The sequence below is a fragment of the Streptomyces sp. NPDC007095 genome (assembly GCF_040634475.1).
Taxonomy (GTDB): Bacteria; Actinomycetota; Actinomycetes; order Streptomycetales; family Streptomycetaceae; genus Streptomyces.
This window is the reverse complement of sequence record NZ_JBEYFS010000389.1, coordinates 1-6,408: the sequence shown is the minus strand read 5'-3', so window position 1 is coordinate 6,408 and position 6,408 is coordinate 1. Positions and strand designations below refer to the sequence as shown.

Below are 6,408 nucleotides of genomic sequence, written 5' to 3'. Positions count from 1 at the left end.
GAGGGCCTGTGCCCGGCACTCCGAGAGCACGCACCTGACGCCGCAGGGCCCGCCCTCCGGGCGGACGACGGGAATTTGACGACAGGACCTAGGGGCAGCGTGGCGAGCACCGATCCCCCCGCACCGACCGTCATGCGCAGCTCAACATCTGCGAGGCGCGCCCGCGTACGAGCGGTGGCGTCCAGCATCTGCTTCCGGGTGATCAGGTCGTTGTCGTGGTCGATGACGTAGTTGTCCGGCTTGACCCGCGAAGCGTCCGCCAGCCCCAGCAAGTCATCCCGGTCCTGGGGGCTGTCCTGATGCGGCAGGAACAGCACTGCGGCATCCTCGCGGGACAGCAGTCCGACCGCCACGCCCTCCACGACTAGCCTGATCACAGTGGATGAGCCGGGCGCACGCCTGTGGGTCAACCACTCCGGCGCACGCCCTGCCGGCACGGCTCAGCTGTCGAAGCCCAGCCCCAGCTTGTCCATCGTCTTCAGCCAGAGATTGCGCCGCCCGCCGTGGGCGTCCGCCCGCGCCAGCGACCACTTGGTGAGCGCGATGCCCGTCCAGGCGAAAGGCTCGGGCGGGAACGGCAGGGGCTTCTTGCGGACCATCTCCAGTTCCGTGCGCTCGGTGCGCTCCCCCGCCAGCAGGTCGAGCATCACGTCCGCGCCGAACCGGGTCGCGCCCACGCCCAGACCCGTGTACCCGGCCGCGTACGCGACCCTCCCCTGGTGCGCCGTGCCGAAGAAGGCCGAGAAGCGCGAGCAGGTGTCGATCGCACCGCCCCAGGCGTGGGTGAAGCGGACGCCCTCCAGCTGCGGGAAGCAGGTGAAGAAGTGCCCGGCGAGCTTCGCGTACGTCTCCGGGCGGTCGTCGTACTCGGCGCGCACCCGGCCGCCGTACGGGTAGATCGCGTCGTAACCGCCCCACAGGATGCGGTTGTCGGCGGAGAGCCGGAAGTAGTGGAACTGGTTCGCCGAGTCCCCGAGGCCCTGCCGGTTCTTCCAGCCGACGGACGCCAGCTGGTCTGCGGTCAGGGGTTCGGTCATCAACGCGTAGTCGTAGACCGGGACGGTGTACGCGCGCACCCGCTTGACCAGGTTCGGGAAGATGTTGGTGGCGAGTGCCACCTTGCGGGCGCGGACGGAACCGTACGGGGTGCGTACGGCCATGCCGGCGCCGTACGCCTTCAGGGCGAGCGCGGGCGTGTGCTCGTGCACCCGCACTCCGAGCCGCAGGCAGGCTCGCTTGAGGCCCCAGGCGAGTTTGGCGGGGTGGAGCATGGCGACGCCGCGGCGGTCGTGCAGGCCCGCGAGGAAGGTCGGTGAGTCGACCTGTTCGCGGACCGCGTCGGCGTCCAGGAACTCGATGCCGTCCGCCAGGCCCCGGTCCCGCAGCTCCTCGTGCCATTCGCGCAGTTCGGCCGCCTGGTGCGGCTCGGTGGCGACGTCGATCTCGCCGGAGCGCTCGAAGTCGCAGTCGAGGGAGTAGCGGGCGACGGCCGACTCGATCTCGTCGAGGTTGCGGGCGCCCAGCTCCTCCAGCTTCCTGATCTCGTCCGGCCAGCGGGTGAGTCCGTTGGCCAGGCCGTGGGTCAGGGACGCGGCGCAGAAGCCGCCGTTGCGGCCCGAGGCGGCCCAGCCCACCTCGCGGCCCTCCAGGAGCACCACCTCACGCTGCGGGTCGCGCTCCTTGGCGATGAGCGCGGTCCACAGTCCGCTGTAGCCACCGCCGACGACGAGCAGGTCGCAGGTCTCGGCGCCGGTGAGAGCGGGCTCGGGGTGGGGCTTGCCGGGGTCGTCCAGCCAGTACGGAACCGGCTGGGCTTCGGAAAGAGACGCGGTCCAACGGGTCATGGCGCTTGGGGCCATGATTTCAACTCCCTACAGCTGAATTACCCACCGAAATTTCTCTGTGGGTTATGCCTTCCGCGATGCCTTTTACTATGCCTTTTGCTTGGTGCGGCGGTTGCTGATGACCATTCCGGCCAGGACGAACAGTACGGCGACGATGAACATGGCCGTACCGATGACATTGATCTGAACGGGTGTTCCGCGCTGCGCCGAACCCCACACGAACATGGGGAAGGTGACGGTCGAGCCCGCGTTGAAGTTGGTGATGATGAAATCGTCGAAGGAGAGCGCGAAGGCGAGCAGCGCGCCCGCCGCGATTCCGGGGGCCGCGATGGGCAGGGTGACGCGCAGGAACGTCTGCACCGGGCCGGCGTAGAGGTCCTGTGCCGCCTGCTCCAGGCGCGGGTCCATCGACATCACACGCGCCTTGACGGCCGTCACGACGAAGCTGAGGCAGAACATGATGTGGGCTATCAGGATCGTCCAGAAACCCAACTGAGCACCCAGGTTGAGGAAGAGGGTGAGCAGCGACGCGGCCATGACGACCTCGGGCATCGCCATCGGCAGGAAGATCAGCGAGTTCACGGCGCCGCGCGCCCGGAAGCGGTAGCGCACGAGAGCGAAGGCGATCATCGTGCCGAGGATCGTGGCCCCGATGGTCGCCCAGACGGCGATCTGGAGGCTGATCGAGAGCGAGCCGCACATGTCGGCGACGCCGCACGGGTCGCGCCAGGCGTCCAGGGAGAACTGCTGCCACTCGTAGTTGAAGCGTCCCTTCGGCTTGTTGAAGGAGAACACCGTGACGATGACATTGGGCAGCAGCAGATATCCCAGCGTCAGCAGTCCACCGATGACGACGAGATTCCGCTTGAACCAGCGTACGAAGGCCATTTAGACCAGATCCTCCGTCCCGGACTTGCGGATGTAGAGGGTGACCATGATGAGGATCGCGGCCATGAGGATGAACGAGAGCGCGGCGGCCGTCGGATAGTCGAGGATCCGCAGGAACTGCGTCTGGATGACGTTGCCGACCATCCGGGTGTCCGTGGAGCCGAGCAGGTCGGCGTTCACGTAGTCACCGCTGGCCGGGATGAAGGTCAGCAGCGTGCCCGAGACCACGCCGGGCATCGACAGCGGGAAGGTGACCTTGCGGAAGGTCGTGAACGGTTTCGCGTACAGGTCGCCTGCCGCCTCGTGGAGGCGTCCGTCGATGCGCTCCAGCGAGGTGTAGAGCGGCAGGATCATGAAGGGCAGGAAGTTGTACGTCAGGCCGCAGACCACCGCGAGTGGTGTGGCCAGGACGCGGTCGCCGGAGGTGAAGCCGAGCCAGTTGGTGACGTCCAGGACGTGCAGGGTGTTGAGTGCGCCGACGACCGGGCCGCCGTCCGCGAGGATCGTCTTCCAGGCGAGCGTGCGGATCAGGAAGCTGGTGAAGAACGGCGCGATGACCAGGATCAGCACGACATTGCGCCAGCGGCCCGCGCGGAAGGCGATCAGATACGCCAGCGGGTAGCCGAGCACCAGGCACAGGATCGTCGCGGCGCCCGCGTACAGCACCGAGCGCAGGAACTGGGGCCAGTAGTCGGCCAGCGCGTTCCAGTACGTCTGGAAGTGCCAGGTGACCTTGAAGCCTTCCTCCAGGGAGCCCGTCTGCACGGACGTGGAGGCCTGGTAGACCATCGGCAGCGCGAAGAAGATCAGCAGCCAGAGGATGCCGGGCAAGAGCAGCCAGTACGGGACGAGGCGGCCGCGCTTGCGGGGCGGCTTCTTGTCGGGCTGCGGCGCGAGGAGTGGCGCCTCGGTGACGCTGGCCATCAGGCGGCCTCCTCCTCGACGGTCTCGACGCCGGCGTCGATGTCCTGCGCCGCGTCGAGACCGAAGGTGTGCGCCGGGCTCCAGTGCAGGACCACCTCGGCGCCGGGGGCGAGCCGGGCGTCGCGGTCGATGTTCTGGGAGTAGACCTCGAACTCGGGGCAGACGGCGCTGTCGATGACGTACTGCGTGGAGACGCCGATGAAGCTGGAGTCGGCGATCCTGCCGGTGATCCGGTTGCGGCCGTCCGGGATCTGACCGGCGTCGTCGACGTGCGTGAGCGATATCTTCTCGGGGCGGACTCCGACCAGGACCTTGCCGCCGGTCGTCGTGGGCGCCGAACACCGCGCCTGCGGCAGGACCAGCTTGCCGCCGCCCGCCGCCAGGACGATGTCGTCGCCGCTCTTGCTGTCGACGGCGGCCTCGATGAGGTTCGAGGTGCCGAGGAAGTTGGCGACGAACGTGGTCTGCGGGTTCTCGTAGAGGTCGGCGGGGGCGCCGAGTTGCTCGACGCGGCCCGCGTTCATCACGGCGACCGTGTCGGCCATCGTCATGGCCTCCTCCTGGTCGTGCGTGACGTGCACGAAGGTGATGCCGACCTCGGTCTGGATGCGCTTGAGCTCCAGCTGCATCTGACGGCGCAGCTTGAGGTCGAGGGCGCCGAGCGGTTCGTCGAGGAGCAGCACCTTGGGGTGGTTGATCAGGGCGCGGGCCACGGCGACGCGCTGCTGCTGGCCGCCGGAGAGCTGGTGCGGCTTCTTGCGGGCCTGCTCGCCGAGCTGGACGAGCTCCAGCATGTCCTCGACCTGCTTCTTCACCGACTTGATGCCGCGCCGGCGCAGGCCGAAGGCGACGTTCTCGAAGATGTCGAGGTGCGGGAAGAGTGCGTAGGACTGGAAGACGGTGTTCACCGGCCGCTTGTACGGGGGCAGGCGGGTCACTTCCTGGTCGCCGAGGAAGACGGTGCCGGAGGAAGGTTCCTCCAGGCCCGCGATCATCCGCAGGGTGGTGGTCTTGCCGCAGCCCGACGCCCCGAGGAGGGCGAAGAAGGAGCCCTCGGGGACGGTCAGGTCGAGCGGGTGGACGGCCGTGAAGGAGCCGTACGTCTTGCTGATCCCGGAGAGGCGGACGTCGCCGCCGTTGTCTGTCGTCATGGTGTGGTCCCTGGATGTCGGGGTCGTAGGGGTGTCCGGGGCGGGCTGCGGTCGCTGCGCCGGTCGGGGGCCGCGCGGCTCAGTCGGCATGGGTCTTCCGGGGCACCGGGCAACCGCCCTGGCGGCCCGGACCACCGCAACCGCTCAGCCGCCGAAGGCGTTACGCCCCCGTGAGCTTGGCGAACTTCTCTTCGTAGGCCGTCTCTTCCTTCTGCGTCAGTGAGCGGAAGGCGTGGGACTTCGCGGCCATGGCCTTGTCGGGGATGATCAGCGGGTTGTCCGCCGCCGACTTGTCGATCTTCGCAAGCTCGTCCTTGACCCCGTCGACAGGACAGACGTAGTTGATGTACGCGGCGAGCTGTGCGGCCGGACCGGGCTCGTAGTAGAAGTCCATGAGCCGTTCGGCGTTCGTCTTGTGACGGGCCTTGTTGGGGATCAGCATGTTGTCCGTGGACGTCAGGTAGCCGCTGTCCGGGATGATGAAGTCCACGTCCGGGCTGTCCGCCTTGAGCTGGACGACGTCGCCCGCCCAGGCGACACAGGCCGCGAGGTCGCCCTTGGTGAGGTCGGACGTGTAGTCGTTGCCGGTGAAGCGGCGTATCTGGCCCTTGTCGACGGCCTTCTGGAGGCGGGCGATCGCCGCGTCGAAGTCGTCGTCGGTGAACTTCGCCGGGTCCTTGCCCATGTCGAGCAGCGTCATGCCCATGCTGTCGCGCATCTCCGAGAGGAAGCCGACGCGCCCCTTGAGCTTGGGGTTGTCGAGCAGGTCGGAGACCGACTTCACCTCGATGCCGTTCAGCGCCTTCTTGTTGAAGGCGATGACGGTCGAAATGCCCTGCCAGGGGTAGGAGTAGGCGCGTCCCGGGTCCCAGTCGGGGCTGCGGAACTGGGCGGACAGGTTGGCGTACGCGTGCGGGAGGTTGGAGGCGTTCAGCTTCTGCACCCAGCCGAAGCGGATCAGCCGGGCGGCCAGCCAGTCGGTGACCACGATCAGGTCGCGCCCGGTGTCCTGGCCCGCGGCGAGCTGCGGCTTGATCTTGCCGAAGAACTCGACGTTGTCGTTGATGTCCTCGGTGTACTTGACCGAGACACCGGTGCGCTTGGTGAACGCGTCGAGCGTCGGGTGGTGCTTCCCGCTGTCGTCGACGTCCATGTACTCGGTCCAGTTGGAGAAGTTGATCGTCTTCTCCTTGGCCGAGTGGTCCTCGGCGGAGACGCCGCCCTGGGTCTTGCCCGCGGCCGGGATCCCGCAGCCGCTCAGCGCGCCGAGCCCGCCGACGGCGAGCGCGCCGCCCGCGGAGGCGCGCAGCAGCGAGCGGCGGCTGAGCGCGGCCCTGCCGTTCCTGAAACTGCGCCGCATGGCGGCCACTTGGGCCGGGGAGAGGCGGTCCGGCTCGTACTGCTCCATGCTCGTGATGCCCTTTCGGAAGGGTCGCGGCCGTGGTCTCGCGGCCTGGTCTGCCACTCGGCGATAGTCGGAAGCCGACGCGCGGCCGGCTCCGGATCGACTAGGTCCTGTCGTCAAATTCCCGTCGTCCGCCCGGAGGGCGGGCCCTGCGGCGTCAGGTGCGTGCTCTCGGCGTGCCGGGCACAGGCCCTCG

General features: G+C 68.1%; 6 protein-coding genes. All 6 read right to left on the bottom strand.

Features of this window, described 5'->3' with window-relative positions; genetic code table 11:
• Positions 1 to 353 (bottom strand): hypothetical protein (locus ABZ656_RS55580; protein WP_360280030.1); only part of this gene is annotated, 353 nt, incomplete at its 3' end.
• Between the two features lie 87 nt (positions 354 to 440).
• On the bottom strand, positions 441 to 1,859 hold the full coding sequence (locus ABZ656_RS55575) for an FAD-dependent oxidoreductase (RefSeq protein WP_101400951.1): 1,419 nt from the start codon (positions 1,857 to 1,859) through the stop codon (positions 441 to 443).
• 72 nt (positions 1,860 to 1,931) lie between these two features.
• Positions 1,932 to 2,732, bottom strand: coding sequence for an ABC transporter permease (locus ABZ656_RS55570; protein ID WP_101400950.1), 801 nt, complete (start codon positions 2,730 to 2,732; stop codon positions 1,932 to 1,934).
• Positions 2,733 to 3,656, bottom strand: a complete 924-nt coding sequence (locus ABZ656_RS55565) for an ABC transporter permease (protein ID WP_075031263.1) — start codon at positions 3,654 to 3,656, stop codon at positions 2,733 to 2,735.
• On the bottom strand, positions 3,656 to 4,807 hold the full coding sequence (locus ABZ656_RS55560) for an ABC transporter ATP-binding protein (protein ID WP_101400949.1): 1,152 nt from the start codon (positions 4,805 to 4,807) through the stop codon (positions 3,656 to 3,658). The genes ABZ656_RS55565 and ABZ656_RS55560 overlap by 1 nt, the downstream gene beginning before the upstream one ends.
• Before the next feature lie 160 nt (positions 4,808 to 4,967).
• Positions 4,968 to 6,215 carry a spermidine/putrescine ABC transporter substrate-binding protein gene (locus ABZ656_RS55555; protein WP_101400948.1) on the bottom strand — a complete coding sequence of 416 codons (1,248 nt, stop codon included), beginning with the start codon at positions 6,213 to 6,215 and terminating at the stop codon, positions 4,968 to 4,970.
• Positions 6,216 to 6,408: the final 193 nt, after the last annotated feature.